15 protein-coding genes and 1 riboswitch are annotated in these 19,823 nt (G+C 35.5%); of the genes, 10 read left to right on the top strand and 5 right to left on the bottom strand.

Annotated features, from left to right (window positions below):
* Positions 1–10 precede the first annotated feature (10 nt).
* Positions 11–1,507 (top strand): RagB/SusD family nutrient uptake outer membrane protein, encoded by a 1,497-nt coding sequence (locus EGI24_RS01480; protein WP_255046427.1) that lies wholly within the window; start codon positions 11–13, stop codon positions 1,505–1,507.
* 274 nt (positions 1,508–1,781) lie between these two features.
* Complete coding sequence (locus EGI24_RS01475) at positions 1,782–2,528, top strand: DeoR/GlpR family DNA-binding transcription regulator (protein ID WP_255046426.1); 747 nt, start codon at positions 1,782–1,784, stop codon at positions 2,526–2,528.
* Between the two features lie 177 nt (positions 2,529–2,705).
* Here EGI24_RS01475 and EGI24_RS01470 read toward each other — a convergent pair whose 3' ends face one another.
* From EGI24_RS01470 to EGI24_RS01455, 4 genes are all read right to left on the bottom strand, one after another.
* A complete protein-coding gene (locus EGI24_RS01470; protein ID WP_255046425.1) occupies positions 2,706–4,940 on the bottom strand; it encodes a TonB-dependent receptor in 2,235 nt (744 codons plus the stop codon).
* 132 nt (positions 4,941–5,072) lie between these two features.
* A riboswitch (TPP riboswitch) is annotated at positions 5,073–5,169 on the bottom strand.
* Between the two features lie 34 nt (positions 5,170–5,203).
* Positions 5,204–5,794 carry a DUF6962 family protein gene (locus EGI24_RS01465; RefSeq protein ID WP_255046423.1) on the bottom strand — a complete coding sequence of 197 codons (591 nt, stop codon included), beginning with the start codon at positions 5,792–5,794 and terminating at the stop codon, positions 5,204–5,206.
* A 52-nt stretch (positions 5,795–5,846) separates the two neighbouring features.
* Positions 5,847–6,869 (bottom strand): UDP-N-acetylmuramate dehydrogenase, encoded by a 1,023-nt coding sequence (murB, locus tag EGI24_RS01460; RefSeq protein WP_255046421.1) that lies wholly within the window; start codon positions 6,867–6,869, stop codon positions 5,847–5,849.
* Positions 6,870–6,966: 97 nt separating this feature from the next.
* The gene (locus tag EGI24_RS01455; RefSeq protein WP_255046420.1) at positions 6,967–7,551 is read right to left on the bottom strand and encodes a DUF1684 domain-containing protein; all 585 of its coding nucleotides are present in this window, start codon (positions 7,549–7,551) and stop codon (positions 6,967–6,969) included.
* A 208-nt stretch (positions 7,552–7,759) separates the two neighbouring features.
* Here EGI24_RS01455 and EGI24_RS01450 point away from each other — a divergent pair, with 208 nt between their 5' ends.
* The 8 genes from EGI24_RS01450 to EGI24_RS01415 all read left to right on the top strand — a co-directional run bounded on the left by EGI24_RS01450 (position 7,760) and on the right by EGI24_RS01415 (position 17,532).
* Positions 7,760–9,985, top strand: a complete 2,226-nt coding sequence (locus tag EGI24_RS01450) for an NADP-dependent isocitrate dehydrogenase (RefSeq protein WP_255046418.1) — start codon at positions 7,760–7,762, stop codon at positions 9,983–9,985.
* Between the two features lie 620 nt (positions 9,986–10,605).
* Positions 10,606–13,419, top strand: a complete 2,814-nt coding sequence (locus EGI24_RS01445) for a metallophosphoesterase (protein WP_255046417.1) — start codon at positions 10,606–10,608, stop codon at positions 13,417–13,419.
* Between the two features lie 254 nt (positions 13,420–13,673).
* Positions 13,674–14,108: a hypothetical protein gene (locus tag EGI24_RS01440; protein ID WP_255046416.1), complete on the top strand. Its 435-nt coding sequence runs from the start codon at positions 13,674–13,676 to the stop codon at positions 14,106–14,108.
* A 173-nt stretch (positions 14,109–14,281) separates the two neighbouring features.
* A complete protein-coding gene (locus tag EGI24_RS01435) occupies positions 14,282–14,728 on the top strand; it encodes a hypothetical protein (RefSeq protein ID WP_255046415.1) in 447 nt (148 codons plus the stop codon).
* A 70-nt stretch (positions 14,729–14,798) separates the two neighbouring features.
* On the top strand, positions 14,799–15,545 hold the full coding sequence (locus EGI24_RS01430) for a DUF4292 domain-containing protein (protein ID WP_255046413.1): 747 nt from the start codon (positions 14,799–14,801) through the stop codon (positions 15,543–15,545).
* Entirely contained in the window at positions 15,490–15,912 is a 423-nt protein-coding gene (gene yidD, locus EGI24_RS01425; protein WP_255046411.1) for a membrane protein insertion efficiency factor YidD, read from the top strand. The genes EGI24_RS01430 and yidD overlap by 56 nt, the downstream gene beginning before the upstream one ends.
* A 5-nt stretch (positions 15,913–15,917) precedes the next feature.
* Entirely contained in the window at positions 15,918–16,730 is an 813-nt protein-coding gene (locus EGI24_RS01420) for a hypothetical protein (RefSeq protein ID WP_255046410.1), read from the top strand.
* Entirely contained in the window at positions 16,696–17,532 is an 837-nt protein-coding gene (locus tag EGI24_RS01415; protein ID WP_255046409.1) for a tol-pal system YbgF family protein, read from the top strand. The genes EGI24_RS01420 and EGI24_RS01415 overlap by 35 nt, the downstream gene beginning before the upstream one ends.
* A 180-nt stretch (positions 17,533–17,712) precedes the next feature.
* Here EGI24_RS01415 and EGI24_RS01410 read toward each other — a convergent pair whose 3' ends face one another.
* Positions 17,713–19,719, bottom strand: a complete 2,007-nt coding sequence (locus EGI24_RS01410) for a tetratricopeptide repeat protein (RefSeq protein WP_255046408.1) — start codon at positions 19,717–19,719, stop codon at positions 17,713–17,715.
* Positions 19,720–19,823: the final 104 nt, after the last annotated feature.

Raw genomic sequence — 19,823 nt, 5'->3', positions numbered from 1 at the left:
AATGTTAAAAATGAAAAGAAAATATCAAAATATATTGAAAAAAGCTACGCTAGTAGTAGCTATTTCAGGAGCTCGAGTATCTTGTCAAAATGATCTTTTGAATCCAATTCCAGAAACTTTGTTTTCTGACCAAGTGGTTTTCGACACTCCTGCGAGAATCGAATTGCAAGCCAATGGATTGTATCAATACATGAAAGTTGGTGCCTTCTTGGGTGGAAGAAGCCAAGTTTATGGTGATATAAGAGCGAATGATTTCTTGAACCGGACAAGTAATTCCGTAACTGGTTTTCAAGTTTGGAACCATACATTGACGGAAACATCAACCAATGATGTTATTAATTTGTGGAACACCGGCTATGCAGCAATCAATCAAATAAACGTGTTTCTTCAAGGACTTGATGATAACACCGCTAAGTATGTAGCTCCAACTTTTCCTGCTGACTTTAGCACAAAAGCAAATCAATATAGAGGTGAGGCAAGATTTCTACGTGCTTTGGCATACCTAACGCTTGTACAATATTATGCAAGACCATATTCAGATGGTGCTGGTAGCAAGCCAGGTTTACCTTTGAGATTAAAAGGTGAGAAAAGCTCAGAAAATAATGACTTGGCAAGAAGCACAGTTGCAGAAGTTTATACGCAAATTTTGGAAGATTTGAACTTTGCCGAGACTAACCTTCCGCTTACATATGCAACTAATGAGGCAAAAGTAACTAGAGCTCACAGAAATGCGGCTATTGCTTTAAAAACCAGAGTATACCTTACAATGGGACGCTATAACGATGTAGCCACCGAAGCTGCTAAGTTGGTGCCACAAACTTCTGCTCCATTCTCTGCTACAAGTGGTATTGCACATAAATTGGAAGCCTCTGTGAAGACGGTATTTGCACTTCCTCAAGAAACAGCTGAGAATATCTTTGCCTTCGGTTTTAGTACTCAAAATGCTCCTGGTACTCAAAATCCGGTAGCGTTTTACTATATGCCAACAAGTAAAGGAGGAAATGGTGAATATGGTTTAAATAAAGCTGGTATAATAGCCGATACAACCGCTTTTGGACCGAAGGATGTTAGACGTGATTTTATCTTAACAGATGCAACTGACACTTACTGGATGAAGTTTTCCTCACCATCACCATTCTTAGACAAAGCTCCAGTATTGAGATACGCAGAGGTATTGTTGAGCTTGGCTGAAGCTAAAGTAAGAACTTCTAATACTGTAAATACTGAGGCTATTGCTCTTTTAAACTCAATTAGAGGTCGTTCTGACGCATCAAGGACTTACACTGTTGCAAGTTTTGCTACACCACAGGCATTGATAGATGCCATTTTGTTGGAAAGAAGAATTGAGTTCTTAGGTGAAGGATTAAGAAATACTGACTTGATGAGATTAATGGCAACCATTCCTGCGAAAGCATCGATTGGTAGTGTAGAACCATCATCTATAAATTATATCTGGCCAATTCCAAACTCTGAATTACAGGTGAACAAACTTATGTCAAGAAATTAAATTTAATTTTTCTTGAAGTTTTAAAAGGAGGTTGATTGTTCAGCCTCCTTTTTTTATGCCCAAAAAACAAAAAAGACCTCGGCATAGCTGAGGTCATTTTGATTCATCATAGGTTCTATTAAATTTCTTTCTTACTTGAGTGATGCAAATTTATGCAAACTTATTTTATTAATGCAAATTTATTGTGCAATATTTTTGCAAATATTTGCAAGTGATTCTTAAAACAACTATTTTTACCTTATTCAGTTCATTATTCTCAGAAAAGAAAACCAAAATGCTAAAAGAAGAAAGACAACAACTCATTTTAGAGCATTTAAAAACCGCAAAAAAAATCAACTTGGGAGACCTAAGCAACATGCTTACAGTTTCTTATGACAGCGTCAGGCGTGATGTTATTGAACTTGAAGACAAAGGCCTTTTGAAAAAGGTGCATGGCGGGGTGGTATCAAACAGCTATCTCAATATTTTGTCTGGCCAACGTAAAGACGTAAAAAAAGGTGGTGATTTAGAAATTGTCATCAAAAAGGCTGTGAAATTTCTAAAAAACAATCAGATAATCATTTTGGATGGTGGAACCACAAACTTCTTTTTGGCGGAACAAATTCCAAAAAACCTCACGCTCACAGTAATAACCAACTCTCCCCCACTGGCCATGGCTCTAAACGACCACGAAAATGTGGAAGTGATACTACTTGGAGGTCGATACTACAAAAGATACCAAATAGCCATGGGTCCTGAGGTGAGCAATCAATTAAAGCGATTCAACGCCGACATTTATTTTATGGGAGTAAATGGCATAGACAAAACAAAAGGCCTGACGATAAGAAATTACGAAGAATCGATCCTAAAACAACAAATGATGGCGGCCGCAAAAAATACAATTTGCTGCGTAGTAGAAGAAAAAATTGGCGTTTTGGAAGCCTATCAAATTTGCCCTCTAGAAAAAATAAACACGCTGATTACCAATATAGAACCTAATAGCATCAGCCTTTTAGGCTTCGAAGGTGTTGAGAAAGTTTGATAGGTGGTCATTCAAGAAATTGTTATTGGGAAATTAGTTTTGGGAAAACTGGGTATCAACAAACCGGTCAGCCAACAGTCAAAACTGAAAATTAACTTTAATATAAATAGTCATTAGATAAACACCCCCACTCCGAATACTCAGAGCGAGGGTTTGTTTATTTATGGCTTTAAAAAATTAGAATCTAAGTCTCATTCCTGTCAAGAAGTTTATCCCTGCCTGAGGGAATACAAAGTTTTCGGTGATTTTACCTCCGTATAAGTAGCTATAAGTGTAGCCGTTTGATTCATATTCATGGTTGAAAATGTTGTTAATCAGCAGACTAAAGTTTAGCTCTTTGAATAGTTTGGTTTTGGGAGTGAAACCTAGCCTTAAGTCATTCACAAAAAAAGCATCCAATTTTCTTGCACCTGAAGAAGTATTGTCTAGAAATTGACTTCCTACATATTTGGGCAATAGGCTAATTTCAAGCGTTTTGATTGGTAGAAAATTAAGACTACCGCCCATGATAACGTTTGGCGAAAAAGAAATATCCGTATGGGTAAGCATGTTCACTTCTTCTGGTGTCTCATCATAACTAGGAACTACTTCTGTAAATTCAGCTATTTTATTTTGGCTAAAAGTAGCATTAGCAGCGACTGAGAATTTTTCCGATAATTTTCCGGAAATTTGCAATTCAACGCCTCTTCTATAACTTTTCTCTACGTTGGTTCTGATGGCCTCACCCGTAAGATTTACTTTGCCAGTCAACACCAACTGGTCTTTATACATCATATTATAAAGTCCGATTTCACCTACCCAATTCCCTTTTTTTAATTTTAAACCGCCTTCAAAATCATTCAAATGTTCAGCTTTCGGCAAGCTTGTTGGGTTATCTACAAAGTCTTGGCGACTAGGCTCTTTGCTTCCTTTTGCATAACTCATATAAGCTGATGCCGAATTATTTATTACATAATTCAACCCAAGTTTGGGATTAAAAAAGGCGTAATTATTGGAAGAATTAAAGGTTTGGTATGGATCCAGCGAGCCTTTAGTTTCAAAATTTACATTTCTAAATTGTATATCCAAATAAGAATCCAATTTTGAAGACAAAGTATAGTATAGTTTTCCATAAATATTGAAATCGGTCTTAACGCTTTCGTTTTCATAATATTTATGCCTAATACTGCTTTCTGAAGCAAATTTCGACCAAATCACTTCTCCAAAATGATTGCCCAGATACTGATTCCATCCTCCTCCAAGATTGCCTTTGATTTTGCCTTCTCCTTCGTAATCCAACGACCACACAGCTCCATAAAAGTCATTATCAAGCCACCTTCTTCTAATTAAATCCGTCTCGGAAATAACGGTTTCACCCACTATTACTGGTTTCATGTTATAATCTTCCAAATCTTCTCCATATTTGAATTGCTCATAAAATCCTTGCCCTTTGGTATAATGCAAAGTAGGATTGAATCTCCAGTTTTTATTGAGTTTCCAAGAAGTAATGAGTTGATAATTATCTTGTTTATAGTCATCTACCTCGTTTTCATAATTATAGAAATTAAACTTTCGACCAGCTTCTAATATTTGCTTTTTGAAATTTTCATCATAATAATTTCTTTCGATGAAGGCATCTAAACCAGCCGCATCACCTTTGGCCAGTGCTTCAGGAATACCATTCCAAGATTGATAAGTTTTTTCATGACCTGAAAACGCATTAAATCTAAGAAAGGAGTTTTTCAGGTAATATCCTCCAGATAAATAGTAAGATTGTAGATTTGAAGAAGCTCGGTCCACAAAGCCATCCGACTCTATCTTAGAAAGTCGGGCATCAAAAACGAATTTATCGTTTAGTAATCCTGTCGAAGCTAGAAAGTTGGCTTTTACGGTATTGAATGAACCTGCTGAAACGTTTACTTCGCCAAAAGCTTCACGATTGAGCTGCAAAGTATTTACATTTATGCTACCTCCAAAAGCTCCAGCACCATTCGTAGAAGTACCCACACCTCGTTGAATCTGAATACTTTGTACGGAGGATGCGAAGTCGGGCATATTTACCCAATAAACTCCTTGCGACTCCGAATCATTGTAAGGTATACCGTTCAAGGTGACATTGATACGGGTCGGGTCAGTACCACGAATACGAATACCTGTGTAGCCCACGCCTGCACCAGCATCAGAACTCACTACCACCGAAGGCATCTGGTTCAGTAAAAATGGCAAGTCTTGCCCTAGATTTTGCTTTTTGATTTCCTTCTGAGAAACATTCGAAAATGCCATTCCAGAAGTCTCTTTAGCCCTGGTGGCATTCACAACTACTTCGTTGAGCGTTTCGGCATCAGTAGAATCTTTGCCTTTTTGAGCAAATAAAGCGAGGTTTGAAAAGAGGACAAAAAATACAATAAATGAGAAAAATGATAATTTTTTCATAACAATTTTTTAAAAATTATTACGAAGCAGATAAAGGAGCAAAACGCTGTCTTCGGGCCATATGGCCTTGTTAAACTTAATTTTACTATTGAAATTTCTGAGAAACGATGCTCATTTAACCGGTATTAAAAGCAAAGTTTAAGCTCAAATCCCTTCGTCGGTACTAACCGCATCAGGTTCAATGGGTATGATCTCAGCCCGTTGTTTTCAGGCACCCCTTTTATGAGATTTCAGGTGCAAATGTAGAAGCTTTTTTTCTAATTTCAAGCAGTTTTTTTTGAATTCGCCATTCCAAGACTCAAAATGCCCGCTGCAGTTAAATAATGAAAAATATCTATGGTGATTTCTTCTTTACCGAAAATTTGTTGACGAAAAGTACCCAATGCAAAAAATACTACCCCCAATAAAAGCCAAATCGAAACTCTAGAATTTCCTTTGATAAAGCCCCAAAGAGCCAAAACAACTACTAAGGACATTGCTATGATTGGTGTCAACTTACCGATAATTACAATACCAAAAGCTTCGGATAAAAGGTATAATAAAAAACCCAATGTCAAAAGGGAATAACAGACAGTTTTGGATAAATCTTTACCTGAGACTAAGGCAAATGTAGCCCCAACCAGTCCAACTCCTCCAGTAATGGTGGCGAGTTTTTGAAAAAATAAAGAAATTGGATTAGAATCAGGATATCCGGCAAAAGTGATGGCTCCGAAAATAGCGGCTGCGGTAACAGAAAGCACAAATGACTCCCAAAGCACTGTGCTGGTGAGATTTAGTTTGGATAAATATACAAAGAACACATAAAGTCCAATGGCGGCTAAAATTAAATCTGAAATTACGTGGCTTATTTGCATTGTTTTAAGGGTTATTTTGTCAAAAATAATTATAATCAAATTATTAAAAAAATCAATCAATAAAATTCACTTCTGGAGTAATTTTGATACCAAATTTTTCAAGAACAGATGCTTGAATTTCGTAAGCCAAATTAGCTATATCTTGCCCTTTGCCTCCACCATAATTTACCAATACCAAAGCTTGCTTAGTGTGAACACCAATTTCACCTATACGTTTACCTTTCCATCCTGCTTGTTCTATCAACCAGCCAGCAGGTACCTTCACTGTATCTGCATCAATTACGTAATGAGGCATATTTGGAAAAGCCTCAATAACAGCATCATATTGCGTCTTAGGAATTTCAGGATTCTTAAAAAAACTACCTGAATTACCAATCTTTGCGGGGTCAGGCAACTTAGATTTTCGAATCGAAATTACAGCTTCACTTATTGCCTTTGTGCTTAAATCCTTCACACCCATTTGTTCTAAGGTCTCTTTTATTGCACCATAAGAAACATTAAATTCTGCAATTTTAGAAAGCTCAAAACTTACATTTAAAATAACATATTTCCCTTTTCCAGCATGCTTGAAATAACTCTCACGATAGCCAAAATTACAGTCTACTTTGTTAAAATGTTTTATCTCAAGTGTCTCCAAATTGAGTGCCTCTAAACTCACAAAAACATCTTTGATTTCTACACCATAAGCTCCAATATTTTGCATGGGAGCTGCACCTACTGTCCCCGGAATCAGTGAAAGATTCTCCAATCCAGACAAACCCAAATCAATACTTTTCAATACAAAAGAATGCCAAACTTCACCAGCTCCAGATTTCAATATCACCTTGGAGTCATCTTCAAAAATGTTCTCAATTCCGTAAATTTCATTCTTCAAAACCAAACCATCAAAGTCTCTCATCAACAGAATATTGCTTCCTCCACCCAAAAAAAGCTTTTTCTCATTCTTGAATTTTTCTTTAGAAAGAATTTCCTTTAGTTCTTCCACTGACTTGAAAACAACAAAATATTTTGCTTTTGCTTCTAATCCGAAGGTATTATAAGGTTTTAATGATATGTTTTGAAGTATTTCGGTCATTTTCTAGATTCTCAATTTGACTGCAATTTATGAATTTTTATTTGAAAGCTTTTTTTTACATATTGCATCATAGCCCTCACTTAAGATTTTTAGAAATTTAATGTCCAGTCAAGGGTACCTTTTCACCTGCTTCAATTTTTACATTCAGATGATTCTCCTTCGGAGGGATCGGGCAATTCCATCCATCTGAAAATGCACAATATGGATTATAAGCCTTGTTAAAATCCAAAATAACCTTTCCATCTTTGAAATCATTCACGTCCATGTCCATATATCTACCGCCACCATACGTGTCTTTTGGGGCACTAGGGTCTTTGAACGGCACAAATACCAGATTTCTGTAAAGAGGTAATACTGGCGACTGCCGATAAGTGGTTATTTTATATTTTTTACCTTCAATTTTGAAAGTTACCACTGCAAACTCTATGTAATCTTTGATTTTAACACCTGAAGTTGGTACTGAAATCGTCTTGGGTTTTCTAGGCTTTTTATAGCTGGCCTCAATCCTAAACTTAGTATTTTCTGCATAAAAATCTTGCAATTGACCGGGAAATCTCCCTTGTGTTTCTAATTTGTATTTTTCTCGATGTGAAGCAAGTTCTGTGGTGTAATCTTGACAAAATCCATTTTTATGAAATAAGGTTAAAATTATAAAAAATGGAATCAATAGTAATTTATTCATACTCAGATTAAACTTTTAATGCCCAAGAACTTATTGAGGCGTATTTTGAAATTCTTCGAAATTTAATACATGAATTTGAAACTATATCATAAAATTTTCGTGAGAATTATTAACTTTGCGTTTATCTAATTTTACAAAGCACCCGACCGAATTTTAAGTTTAGTTTTTTCTTTTCCTTAAAATTAGTCTTCAAAATTTCCTTAATTCTATGACACAAATAGCAAAGATAATTTACACGATTACAGACGAAGCTCCAGCATTGGCTACCTATTCGTTTTTACCTATAGTGGAGGCGTTTTCAAAACCAGCCAATGTAGTAATCGAAACCCGTGACATTTCTCTTTCTGGTAGAATTCTTTCTGTTTTTTCAGAGTATCTGACTGACGAACAAAAAGTTTCTGATGACCTTGCTTATTTGGGTGCTCTGGCTACTGCCCCAGATGCCAATATTATTAAATTACCTAATGTAAGTGCTTCGATTCCGCAGTTGACAGCTGCAGTAAAAGAATTACAAGAAAAAGGATATAAAATACCTGACTACACAGATGAGCCAGTAACAGATGAAGAAAAAGCCGCTAAGGCGAAATATGACAAAATCAAAGGAAGTGCAGTAAATCCAGTTTTGCGTGAAGGAAACTCAGACAGAAGAGCTCCTAAAGCTGTGAAAGAATACGCTCGTAAACACCCACACAGCATGGGGGCGTGGAGTGCGGATTCTAAATCACACGTTTCGTCAATGGCCGAAGGTGATTTTTTTGGCAGTGAAAAATCAGTAATGATTGAAACCGCAACCGACGTAAAAATCACTTTTGTAGGAAATGATGGCTCTGAAAAAGTATTGAAAGAAAAAACGTCATTGAAAGATGGCGAAATCATCGATACAACGGTGATGAGCCTTGGGAAACTAAAAACTTTCATTGCTCAAGAGATAGCTGATGCAAAAGCTGAAGATGTTTTGTTTTCGGTTCACTTGAAAGCCACCATGATGAAAGTTTCTGATCCTATTATTTTTGGAGCAGTGGTTTCAGTATTTTTCAAAGATGTATTCGAAAAACATGCTGCTTTGTTTGACCAATTAAACGTAAATCCTAACAATGGCGTTGGCGATTTGTTGATTAAGTTAGAAGGATTGGATGCAGCCAAAAAAGCTGAGGTTTTAGCTGACATGGATGTTGTATACGCTAAAAATCCTGCCCTAGCCATGGTTAATTCTGACAAAGGCATCACCAATCTACATGTACCTAGCGACGTAATTATAGACGCGTCTATGCCAGCTGCCTTCCGTACATCTGGACAAATGTATGGACCAGATGGCAAAGGAAAAGATACCAAATATGTAATACCTGATCGCAGCTACTCAAGTATTTACCAAGTTGTTATAGATTATTGCAAGAAAAACGGAGCTTTTAACCCTGTAACGATGGGAAGTGTATCAAACGTAGGTTTGATGGCTCAAGCTGCCGAAGAATATGGCTCACATGATAAAACATTCCAAATGTCTGCTGGTGGGAAAGTAATTGTTACCGATTCTAATGGAACTGTTTTGATGGAGCAAGCGGTAGAATCTGGAGATATATTCAGAATGTGTCAAACCAAAGATTTGCCGATTCAAGATTGGATAAAATTAGCTGTAAATCGTGCTAAAGCTACTGGTACACCTGCCATTTTCTGGTTAGACAGCAAAAGAGCTCACGATGCCAACATCATCGCTAAAATAAACAAGTACCTTCCAAGTTATGATACCTCTGGTCTAGATATTCAAATCATGACTCCAGCTGATGCATGTTTGTTTTCTTTGGAAAGAATCGTGAAAGGCTTAGATACCATTTCGGTTACTGGAAATATATTGCGTGACTACAACACCGACTTGTTCCCTATTTTAGAAGTAGGTACTTCGGCAAAAATGCTTTCAATCGTACCGTTGATGAATGGTGGTGGATTGTTTGAGACTGGTGCAGGTGGTTCGGCTCCAAAACACGTTCAGCAGTTTTTAGAAGAAGGATATTTACGTTGGGATTCTTTAGGTGAATTCTTAGCTTTGGCTAGTTCTTACGAGCATTTGTCAAATACCTTCGGAAATCCGAAAGCCCAAGTATTGGCAGATACTTTGGATGAAGCCACTGGAAAATTCTTGGATAACGATAAATCACCAGCTCGTAAAGTTGGACAAATAGATAACCGCGGAAGTCATTTCTTCCTGGCATTGTATTGGGCACAAGCATTAGCAGCACAAGACAAAGATGCTGAATTGAAAGCTACATTTACGCCAATTGCGGCTGAATTAACAGCCAACGAAGATAAAATTGCAGCTGAATTGATCGGTTCACAGGGCAAACCTCAAGATACTGGCGGCTACTACAAGCCAGTTTTTGAAAAAGCTTCTGCAGCCATGCGTCCAAGTGCCACTTTTAATGCTATTTTGGCTAAGATATAATTGAATTGATTTTTTAATATTAAGTCTCAGGATGCGTAGTCCTGAGACTTTTTTTGTTTTTGTGGGTACAATAGCTTTAAACCAAAAAACTCATTAGAAAATCGGCTACGATAAATTTGGCTTTATCGGAAGGCCGCCCTACTACCTATTTCTGATCCTCTGCAAACTTATCTCGAAAGGTTTTTCTATGCTCGAATTAGCTATTTTGCAAAACCGTTCGACGGACCGATTATTTCGCCAGAATGTCTATTGAGCTTTTTGGGTTTAAATATTCCCGATTAGTCAAATTTAAAAAACATAAATCTAGCTATACCCGTTGTTCTTGCATAACATAGGCCACCAATTGTATTGTTTTAGCAACCGAAAAATATTTAATCTAGAGCTGGTAGTATATCTAATAAACTACAACACGTAAAAATCACATGTTTTTTTAAGCATATCACCAAAATGTTACATCCAAAAGTAGCCATTGAATGGGTAATAAAATAAGTATTCAATTATCAAAAAATGGCTATTTTTGATGACCAAAATCATTGTCATTTCTTTTTATTGGTTTTAGATTGCAAATGTAAAAAGGGGCTTTCTTTTACATTTTTTCCAAAATTTAAAATCTTTAAAATATGAGAAATTTAGTCGTTTTTTTGTGTTTAGTATTTTCGATTTTTGATTTGTATGGGCAGCTACCGTTATCTTTTTCAAGTTCAGGTTGGAAGTTTTACGCAAATACAGTTTCCCCTCAAATTCCACCGGATTATGGTGCATTTGATTGGAAGTCTCCAGGATACAATACCGTGGAAACTGGTTGGCCATCAAACCCACCCTATCTGCAACCACAAAATTCCACACCATTTGGATATCCGGGTAGTAGTTATACCACTACTACATTTTCGAACATATATCCAACATCTCCATTGTATACTGGTAGTAAATTAATTACAAGCTATTTTAGGAAAACCGTCACAGAACCCAATCTCCAGTCCTATACTTCGTTAACTTTAAATGTTAAGCGAGATGACGGTGTAATTGTTTATTTAAATGGAATAGAAGTTTATAGAGATAATATACAAGCTGGAGACGTTTCCGAAGATACACCAGCGACAACATTTGTTGGTGCAGGTAGCTCCCATGATGTGGATCAGAATATTCCAGCACCAATTACTATTTCAGGAGTATTATTGACCTCTGTATTGAGTGCCTATTCAACCGACTTAACAAAACTAACAGTAACTGCAGAAATTCACCAATCCTTAAACCCTGGAGATGTAGCACCTTACTCTTCTTCTTCAGATTGTTTTTTTGATTTAGAATTAACCGGTGCAACTGGACCGATAACTCCAATAATCACTAGGGGCCCTTATCTGCAGCTCCCTCATCCAACTGGTATTCAGATTAGATGGAAAACCAATACGCATGAAATGGGTAAAGTCTGTTATAGCAATATAGGCCCAATTACTCCAAGCAATCCAGGCACCCCTGTTCCTGAAACCATAGCTACTAAAGATCATATTGTTAACCTTACTGGACTAAGTCAAAATACAACTTATTTTTATTCTATTCAAAATACCACAAACACAATATTTGTGGGTGATGCCAATCATAAATTTACTACCCCTCCATCGGGTGTAAATAATTCGTTAACTACAAGAATATGGGTAACAGGAGATCACCAAGACGACTACAAGCCTGATGTGCAAGACCAGGTTAAATCAGGATTCATTAACTTTTATAATAGTCAAAATTCACCACAAATAGACTTATGGTTACTTTTAGGCGACCTCGGTGATTCTTTAGGTCGTGAATTTGAATATGATGCTTACTTTTTCAATTATTATAATGATGGTAATTTTAAAGTAATGCAACAAACACCTATATTACCTTCACTTGGAAATCATGATTACTATAATGGGGTTAGTATCAAAAGCACCTTTCCACAAACAAAGATTGATTCTCTCGAGTCAAATAATAAAATTTCTCCTATAAGCCCCTCTAACCCATTTGGATTACCGTCTACCGTATTTGGTTCACTTATTTCTGAATCTAATTTCCGGATTTCAAGAGACAATCCTTTTTTTAATTTATTTTCATTCCCCACTTCTGGATTAAATAAATACAGCACTACAAACAATAGCAGTAAAAAAGGTTATTACTCTTACAATCATAACAATATTCATTTTATTAGTTTGGATTCTTATGGTTTTTATAATAATTATCTTCTTTTTGGGGACACAACATCCTCTAATAATAATCCTCAATTCAAATGGCTGATAGAAGATTTGAACGCCACTAAAAACAATCCGGATATCAAATGGACAATAATGTTTTGGCATCATTCTCCATATACCAATGCAGGTGGGCACAACTCAGACTTGGAAGTTGCAGATGAGTTTATTTTGAGAGGAATAAGAGAAAAACTTATTAAGTTTCTCGACAATGCAAATTATAAAATTGATTTAGTTTTAAATGGTCATAGTCACGCCTATCAAAGATCAAAATTATTAAAAGGACATTATGGCTTTTCAAGTACTTTTGACCCTAGTTTGCACAATAATCCTTTGTTGAATACTAACTTTAATTCGAATGCCAATTCAGATGGAAAATTCGGTGCAATAAGCCAGTGTCCATATTTCAAATCCCAATCAAATACCAAAAATGAAGGTATCGTGTATATAGTGACAGGTTCTTCAAGTCAAATCCAAAGAAGATCGAAGGCACCAGGAAATAGCGATTTTACAACAGGGCACTCTGCATTAAATGGTTCATATTTTAGACCTCCTTTTACAAGATCGTTAATAAATAGTGATGGAACCTTTATGGTTACTGAAACGGTATCATCAAATGTAGAAGATACCTATGGAGGTTCTTTTTTAATTGAAGTTAAAGGAAATAGACTTGATGGAAAATTTGTTAATCAACTCGGCAGTGTAACCGATGAATTTACTATTATGAAAGATGTAAATAAAGGAGATACCTTAGAAAAGATAATAACCCAAATAGATTTTCCAGACCAATCCCCTCAATTACAAAAAATTGCCTCTCCTTGGCCAAAAGTACAGAATTTCATTTTAAATGGCCCAGGTATTACTAATCAAACCTTTGCAAACGAGCCGGTTTCAATTAACAATCCTCAAATAGGGCCTATTTATATTGTTAAAGACCAAACTACCTGTTTAACTCAAAACATAAGATTCCACTTCTCACCAGATTGTTGGACTAACGGAGTAACAATAAATAATTTAATAGATAGTCCTGAAGACGAAAAAATCAATTCGAGTACATTTATAAACGCAAATAATACTATTAAATACAATGCAACCTTTAACAAAAAGGTTTATTATAACGCTGCAACGGCAATAAATTTAAATCCGAATACTTTTAAAGTAGAAAATGGAGCAGTTTTTAATGCAAGGATAATTCCTTGTAATAAAAATAATTAATTTAATCTTAAATAGAATGCCACTTAATATCAAATGTGTTAAGTGGCATTTGTTTTATATAAATAAACAATTTAAAAGTTTTCAAATTTTAAAACCTTTACCGTAAAATAAAAAATTCACCAATCAATACAGAAGAAATTATCAAAAAATCAATTTTTAAATTTGTTTTGTAAAAAAGTGATTAAAGCCATTGAAATTCAATTTTTAATTATCTATTATTGTAATATCATTAAACAATTTAAATCTTATCTATCATGAAAAAAATCCTTTCCCTATTTAGTATTTTGGCTTTGAGCTTTTCGATGGCTGTTGCTGCCGAGCCAATAAATTATGATGCTCAGAACATTGAGTCTGAGTTTGATAAACTGAACAAAATCGAAAACTTTGTTCAAAACAATGAAGGCACAACTTTAGAAAATTTGAAATTGCAAAATTCTGAGTTGTTAGCTAATATAAACATCGAAGCAGATACCGCTTCTGTTGTTGCCTCTTCTGACCTTCCTGCTGGTATCCCTGCTTTTTGGTGGGGATGTGTACTTACTATCCTTGGAGTAGTATTGGTTTATGTCTTAACTGACAAAGACAATGCTCAAACTAAAAAAGCCTTGTTAGGTTGTTTGGTTTCTGGAGGTATTTATATCATCTGGTGGATAGTTGTCGCTTCAATAGGAACTAGAGGTTTCTTCTGATAAAAAACTATATACAAAAAGACCCACCCAACGGTGGGTTTTTTTATGCCCAACCCGTACAGTTAATAAATAATTCACCTCAACTTAATTGATTTAATTTGACTAAAAATATTTTCTGCATGACTTTTGCATGGTTTTTAAAAAATTTAGTTTCATCCATAATTTTAAATTTCATGAAAAGAATCCTCATTCTTTTAACAAGTATTTGTTTCTATTTTAATTCCATTGCGTCAGAGCCTTTACAAAAAGAAGACTTTTCGGCAGAGTTCAAAAAACTCAATACGCTGGAAGCAATAGTAAACGCCAATCCTGCTCTTACCATAGATAGTGTGATAAAAGAGCAGCCTCAGTTATTAAAAGATTTGGGAATAAACAACGAGGTCAAATCGAGCATTGGTGGTGATGACCCTATGAAACCAGCTGGGTTTCCTGCTTTTTGGTGGGGGTTTTGTTTGGGTATTTGGGGTATCTTAATCGTTTATCTTATAACCGACAATGACAAAGCCGCTCTTAATAAAACTGTCAAGGGCTGCATAACAGCGGTGGTTGTTTATGGCGGAATTACGGCTTTGTCATATCTTATTATTTTTATCACCGCTTTGTCATCTACTGCATACTAGTACCGTATTATAAAATAAACCCTATTATTTTTTTTACAAATAGCCCAAACTTAAAATCCTTGGCCTATTTTTGTACATCATAATTTCTAAAAAATTGAATTTTAGGGCGGTTTTGTTTTTGCTTTTTTTACTACCTAGTATAGTATTTAGTCAGCAATTTTATAGGTTCCGAGCTGATGTTTCTATTAAAGATAAACTCTCGAACGGTACATACAGGCTCACCATGGGCAAAATTTACTATGATAAATTATACAAAAAAATAGTTTACAAGCTCATTTTTCCTAAAAAAGAAACCATGGTGGTGCAAGACACCACGATGTTTTCCATCAATGACAAAAACTTGGTAGTTGGTACGTCTCGCACATTTCTTATTCCAGAATTTACTGCGTTCCACTTGGCTTTGACTGGCCAGTTATCTGACTACGGTTTGAAGCCCAAAAACAACGAAAAATCGATTTATAAAATCGGGAAGGTCGAAAAAACCAATAATGGGGTTATCACTACATGGATTCCTTCCGAAGATCAATACAAGAAAGTTTTTGGAAATATCAGAATGCAGACCATTAATAAACGATTAGATGCAATGGTGTTTTATAGCACTAAAGGAGAAGTGGTTAGTCAACAATACTTCAAAAAATACGTTAATGTGAAGGGCGTGGAATTCCCTACCGAGGTAACCATGGTAAGCATAAGCGAAAAAGGTGAAAAAAATATTCAATTAACTACTTATAAAAACGTGGTTATAGACCAAAATAATGAAGATGAAATATATCGTTATAAAGTTCCTATTTCTAGGTCTGCTGCTTCTAAAAAATGATGCTCAAGCTCAGGTAAGTGTGTATAGGAATGTTTTGCCAAATGGAAACATAAAAAAAGAGTACGTAGAGGCCAAAAATAACAAAAATGAAGTTCAAGTAGTTTTTTCAGGCCTGTTTTTGTTTTATAAAACCTTCTTCTCTTCACAAGATTTGACCGTTTGCACTTTTAGTCCTTCTTGTTCAGAATACGGCATTTTAGCGGTAAAAAAATACGGCATGATAAAAGGTGGAGTCATGACCATGGATCGCTTAACGCGATGCAACGGCCTTTCTCCCCACAATTATGAATTCGACAAAACCACTATGCTTCTCAAGGATGACCCGAGAATCACACCAGCTGTATCTGTGGTTTCAAATATCAAATAAAACAAATGAGATTATTATTATTGTTATTTTCTATAAGTTTTACATTAGCGGGCCAAGATATTTTTACTTTTGAAAAATCTAAAAAGTATGGAGATTACCTGTTAAAATCTGGCCAATTTGAGCTTGCAAGTAAGGAGTATGAACGTTTGGTTTATCTTTCTCCAAACAACGACACACTGAAAACCAATCTATTAAAAGCCTATAGACTTTCAAATCAAACTACATTAGGAATAGAAAAACTGAATGTCCTTTATGCAGATAGGACGAAAGTGCCTTTTTCTCCAGCTTTAGAATTTTCAAAACTGCAAATGCAGAATCAGTCTTGGCAACAAGCCAAAGATTTTTGGAATAAAAATGAGAGTTTTTCTTTAGACGACAAGGTATTGTTGAATGTTACCTCTGATATTTTCAATAGTGATTTTAAATCTGCCCGAGCCAATATTTCCCAGATATTAAATCAAGAAAACGAACTTGGAATTGGATACAGATCCATTCTTGAAAAAGAAGTTCACAAAAAAAGCCCAGGATTGGCAGCCATAATGTCGGCTATAGTTCCTGGCACGGGCAAAGCTTACTCCAATAATTGGAAGGATGGAATAGTCTCTCTTTTTTTTACCGCTGGTATGGCATTCCAGTCCTACAGAAGTTTCAACAAATATGGCACCAACAACCACAGAGGATGGATATACGGTGGAATTGGACTTGGATTTTATTTGGGCAATATTTACGGATCTGTAAAATCAACCAAAGATTATAATAGAAAAAAAATAAACGCATTACAGCATGAAGCGAGTGCTCTTTTTAATACTTATTACTAATTCGTTAGCAAGTTTTGGACAGAGCCTAGAGCAGACCTTTGACTTTGCCAACCAACTTTATATACAAAAAAGCTATCAAAATGCTGTAGAAGCCTATAAAAGGGTGGTGTATTTTGATAGTACATCTTTGTATTCAAATCAGATTTACCCAAAAATTGCTGATTGCTTATTTAACCTTGAAAAATATCAAGAATCTGCTGACTATTATGATTTAGCGTATTTTAGTACAGAAGACTCATTGCTAAAAGACACCTATATTCTAAAAAAAATATCCTGTTTTCTCATTTTGCAAGAATACGACTATGCGGAAATTGAACTACTCAATCTAGGCTCTGACCTTCCTGATAGCCTTGAATATGACAAAAATTTCAGTGAAGCCATTTTAAGATTTGCCAAAGAAGAATATGATCTATCTGAGCAAATTTTCAAAAAATTGACTTCGGATACTTTAGCTATCAATGCACTTTTCGACCAAAACACTAAAGTGAGTAAAATTAGCCCTAAGAAAGCAAAAATAATGAGCATGATCATGCCAGGGCTGGGTCAACTGTATGTTGGAGACATAAAAAATGGCCTAAACTCTTTTATTTTGTCTGCAGGTTTGTTCGCTTTGGGCGTAAGATCAGCCATCATTAACAATCCGCTGGATGCGGCTATTTCAGTACTTCCGTGGTTTCAACGATATTATCAAGGTGGATTCAAAAAAGCCGAACTCATAGCCATTGCGAAAATTCAAGAAAAAAGATATAAGATTTATAATCATTTACTTGACGAAGTTGAGAAAGGTGGGAGTTTCAGGTAGGAAGGTATGTAAAAGTTTAAATGTAAAATTTTGAATTTAAAAATCTGAATTTCAACAGGCTAAAATCTTAGCTAATGTGACTAATAACTTTTTTCACTATCCAAAAACTTTTACATTCAAAATTTTAATTTTTAATTAATAAAATCTCATTCCAATTTCTAAAGACTCCACTAAAACATCTCAATACTGCACACCATTAGCTTTTAATATCCCAATAGCCTCAGGTTTGCCTTTTTTTGCTGCTTTTATATACCAATCTTTGGCTACATTTACTTGGCCTCTGTTTGCGAAATTTATACCTATATTGTAGTCATAATCTCCCGTGGAGTCATAAACAGTAGCTCTTTGCCAATACTGAACGGCCTGCTCGTGCATTCCTAAATCACTGAATGTAACCCCAATATTTCTATAAGCGGGCAAATAACTGGGCTTTTTATTAATCAAGTCTGCCAATAATTTCAACTCTGTCTGCGTGTCTCCTTTCAATTTGAAAGAGTAAGAAATATTAAGGTATGCATCCCAATTTTCAGGATCTTTGCTAATGATATCATTAAACACTTTATTGGACTCCTCAAACCGTTTTAGGTTCATTAGAGCTTGTGCATAGGTATTCAAATAATCCACCTTGTTGGGGTCTTCATTTATCGCTTTTTCAGCAAATGGAATTGCCTTTGCATATTCATTTGACCTTAGGTAGGCCAACGCTGTAAGCCAATCGGTTCTTGGAGATTTCGGAAGAAATAGCTGTGCTTTTTCTAAATAAAGAAGGGCATTTTTATAATCGCCTTCGTCGATAAACATAGAGCCAATGGTTCTACAAACATCACCGTTTTTAAAACCATTATTATCCGCTCTAGTCAGGTAAGCCTTTGCCATCGGAAACTCTTTCTGTCCCAAATGATACCAGCCAATATTGCTTAAAACCATGGCATCTTCTGGATAAAATTTTTCAGCTGGTTTGAAAAGTGTATATCCATTTTTCCAATGACCTGTTTGGAAAAAAGTCAATACAGACCAAACCAACACCAATCCAAAGGAAATAATCCTCCCGAAATCTGACTTGAGATTACCCAACCAAAACGCAATTAAAAACAAAGGACCAACAGACGATAAGTAGTAATATCTGTCTGCAACAATGGCACTACCTACAGGTAAAATTTGAATAACAGTTGATATAGAAATGGCAAAAAAAGCAATCGCCCACCACACTTTGTTATTTTTTCTACCTAACCAATACATTACCCCTAAAAAAATAAAAAGACCAAACACAGCATAATTATAAATTGCAGGAATACTCCCTCCTATCTTGGTAGGATATGGATAAAATGGCAATAAATTGATAGGAAGAATGGTTTTGAACCAGTAAAACAAAAACGAATAACATACAATCCTAAATCTTTCCGAGCCCGTAAAAGCAGCATTTATTACAGTCGAAGCATCTGCTCCTGCGTCTTTTTGAGCAGTAGTGGCTATGTAAGCAAACACCAAAGTAATGGCAAAATATGGAATTTTATCCGTAAGACTTTTTAAAGAAAACTTTTTACCCAACATCCACCAGTCTGTAACTATTAATAAAGCTGGCAACACCACCGCCATACCTTTAGAAAGACAACTCGCCAGAAATAGTACTAAAGAAACCATATACTGAATTTTACTACCTGACTTTCTGAAGTTTAAATAATAAACAAAAGAGAGAAATAAGAAGAACGTATAAAGAACATCTTTGCGTTCTGCCGCCCAAGCTACCGACTCCACGTGCATGGGGTGCACGGCGAAGAAAAATGCCAAAAGCAAAGCTATGGTTGTTTTTATTTGTAGCTTTTTAACCAAAACATATAAAAGATAACTATTGAAAATATGTAATAGCAGATTGTTGAAATGGAACAACCATGGCTTATCTCCGACAATCAAATATTCTAAGGCTAAACTGAGCATAGTGAGCGGATGGTAGTTACCCACATGAAAATCCTTCAACAACGAACCTAGGTTAAAATTTTTAACAGCCTCATTAAGAACAATATACGGGTCATCATCCCAAACAAAGCCGTTTTGCCAAACCATGCCATAAGCTACAAAAATCAAGGCAGTTAGGCTACCTAAAACTACCCACTTGTTATATTCCTTCTCAATTATTGGGCTTTCAATAGCTATTTTTTCTGTCTTATGTTTAGGGTTTTGCTTGGCCATAAGCTTTGTGATATATTATAAAGGGTTCAAAAATTGATTTTTTGTAACAAAATACTGAAATTTACGTTTTGAAGGGGTTTAAAAAATCAATCAAAAATAATTTA

It is taken from the genome of Lacihabitans sp. CS3-21 (genome assembly GCF_024343675.1).
Lineage (GTDB): Bacteria > Bacteroidota > Bacteroidia > Cytophagales > Spirosomataceae > Leadbetterella.
The sequence above is the reverse complement of the archived record's forward strand: the minus strand, read 5'-3'. Positions and strand labels throughout refer to the sequence as shown.

Coding starts and splice junctions, on each gene's coding strand:
- EGI24_RS01410 (WP_255046408.1), bottom strand. CDS start 19,719: ATGGCCAAGCAAAACCCTAAACATAAGACAGAAAAAATAGCTATTGAA.
- EGI24_RS01420 (WP_255046410.1), top strand. CDS start 15,918: ATGAGATTATTATTATTGTTATTTTCTATAAGTTTTACATTAGCGGGC.
- EGI24_RS01450 (WP_255046418.1), top strand. CDS start 7,760: ATGACACAAATAGCAAAGATAATTTACACGATTACAGACGAAGCTCCA.
- EGI24_RS01445 (WP_255046417.1), top strand. CDS start 10,606: ATGAGAAATTTAGTCGTTTTTTTGTGTTTAGTATTTTCGATTTTTGAT.
- EGI24_RS01440 (WP_255046416.1), top strand. CDS start 13,674: ATGAAAAAAATCCTTTCCCTATTTAGTATTTTGGCTTTGAGCTTTTCG.
- murB (WP_255046421.1), bottom strand. CDS start 6,869: ATGACCGAAATACTTCAAAACATATCATTAAAACCTTATAATACCTTC.
- EGI24_RS01470 (WP_255046425.1), bottom strand. CDS start 4,940: ATGAAAAAATTATCATTTTTCTCATTTATTGTATTTTTTGTCCTCTTT.
- EGI24_RS01480 (WP_255046427.1), top strand. CDS start 11: ATGAAAAGAAAATATCAAAATATATTGAAAAAAGCTACGCTAGTAGTA.
- EGI24_RS01415 (WP_255046409.1), top strand. CDS start 16,696: ATGAAGCGAGTGCTCTTTTTAATACTTATTACTAATTCGTTAGCAAGT.
- yidD (WP_255046411.1), top strand. CDS start 15,490: ATGAAATATATCGTTATAAAGTTCCTATTTCTAGGTCTGCTGCTTCTA.
- EGI24_RS01435 (WP_255046415.1), top strand. CDS start 14,282: ATGAAAAGAATCCTCATTCTTTTAACAAGTATTTGTTTCTATTTTAAT.
- EGI24_RS01475 (WP_255046426.1), top strand. CDS start 1,782: ATGCTAAAAGAAGAAAGACAACAACTCATTTTAGAGCATTTAAAAACC.
- EGI24_RS01455 (WP_255046420.1), bottom strand. CDS start 7,551: ATGAATAAATTACTATTGATTCCATTTTTTATAATTTTAACCTTATTT.
- EGI24_RS01465 (WP_255046423.1), bottom strand. CDS start 5,794: ATGCAAATAAGCCACGTAATTTCAGATTTAATTTTAGCCGCCATTGGA.